The organism is Jannaschia faecimaris (assembly GCF_900107415.1).
In the GTDB taxonomy this organism is placed as follows: Bacteria; Pseudomonadota; Alphaproteobacteria; order Rhodobacterales; family Rhodobacteraceae; genus Jannaschia; species Jannaschia faecimaris.
Genome location: NZ_FNPX01000046.1, coordinates 1 through 1,535 on the forward strand (window position 1 = coordinate 1; position 1,535 = coordinate 1,535).

Annotated in this window: 1 protein-coding gene; it reads right to left on the reverse strand. The window is 63.5% G+C overall.

Annotated features, from left to right (window positions below):
- Positions 1 to 358: 358 nt before the first annotated feature.
- Positions 359 to 1,534, reverse strand: a complete 1,176-nt coding sequence (gene tuf / locus BLV27_RS18940; protein WP_092648029.1) for an elongation factor Tu — start codon at positions 1,532 to 1,534, stop codon at positions 359 to 361.
- Position 1,535: the final 1 nt, after the last annotated feature.

The following is a 1,535-nucleotide window of genomic DNA, read 5'->3' on the forward strand; positions in this document are numbered from 1 at the left end:
AGAAAGGTCGGATTGAAGCGATCATCGCGAACAATTAATTGATCCGGAATCGCTAAAAGGGGGCGGCCTGCGGGCCGCCCCTTTTTCGTGCGGAACGGACCGACCAGGGCACGTTGCATCCAAAACGACGCGTCTCGCCATCGGCTGGCGAACAGCTGGGAGATCGCGAGGCGATCAACCGGGCCTCATGATCGGCCAGTCTGCCCCGACACATGCCTCAGGTCACCGACCGCCAATCCCTCCGCCGAACGTTTCTCCACAGTCCGTCACGACAAAGGGCCCCGAAGGGCCCTTTGTGCTTTGCGTCATCAGGGGACTGTCCTCGGGACCTTGTCCCGCGGAATGCTTCCGTCGCGGATTACTCCGTAATCTTGGACACCACGCCTGCACCGACGGTCCGGCCACCTTCGCGGATCGCGAACCGCAGGCCCTGCTCCATCGCGATCGGCGCGATCAGCTCGACCCCGAACGAAACGTTGTCGCCCGGCATCACCATCTCCGTGCCTTCGGCCAGCATCACCGTCCCGGTCACGTCCGTCGTGCGGAAGTAGAACTGCGGACGGTAGTTGGCGAAGAACGGCGTGTGACGCCCACCCTCTTCCTTGGTCAGGATGTAGGCCTCGGCTTCGAACTTCGTGTGCGGCTTGACCGACGCCGGCTTGCACAGCACCTGGCCACGCTCCACGCCCTCACGGTCGACACCGCGCAGCAATGCGCCGATGTTGTCGCCCGCCTCACCACGATCCAGCAGCTTGCGGAACATCTCGACGCCCGTGCAGGTCGTCTTCTTGGTGTCGCGGATGCCCACGATCTCGATCTCGTCGCCCACGTTGATCACGCCGCGCTCGACACGACCGGTCACAACCGTACCACGGCCCGAGATCGAGAAAACGTCCTCGACCGGCATCAGGAACGGCTGGTCCACGGCACGCTCGGGCGTCGGGATATATTCGTCGACGGCGGCCATCAGCTTCTTGATCGACTCCTCGCCGATCTCGGGGTCACGGCCTTCCATCGCCGCCAGCGCCGAACCCGGGATCACCGGAATGTCGTCGCCCGGATACTCGTAGGACGACAGCAGCTCGCGGATCTCCATCTCGACGAGCTCCAGAAGCTCCTCGTCGTCGACCTGGTCAACCTTGTTCATGTAGACGACCATGTGCGGGATGCCGACCTGGCGACCCAGCAGAATGTGCTCGCGCGTCTGCGGCATCGGGCCGTCGGCCGCGTTCACAACCAGGATCGCGCCGTCCATCTGCGCCGCACCCGTGATCATGTTCTTCACGTAGTCCGCGTGGCCCGGGCAGTCGACGTGCGCATAGTGACGCGCCTCGGTCTCGTACTCAACGTGCGCCGTCGAGATCGTGATCCCGCGGGCCTTCTCCTCCGGCGCGCCGTCGATCTGGTCATAGGCCTTGAAGTCGCCGAAGTACTTCGTGATCGCCGCCGTCAGCGTCGTCTTGCCGTGGTCAACGTGGCCAATCGTGCCAATGTTAACGTGCGGTTTGTTGCGTTCGAACTTTGCCTTCGCCATG

Bases quoted from the DNA above. Each gene is read 5' to 3' on its own strand.
- tuf (WP_092648029.1), bottom strand. From the start codon at position 1,534: ATGGCGAAGGCAAAGTTCGAACGCAACAAACCGCACGTTAACATTGGC.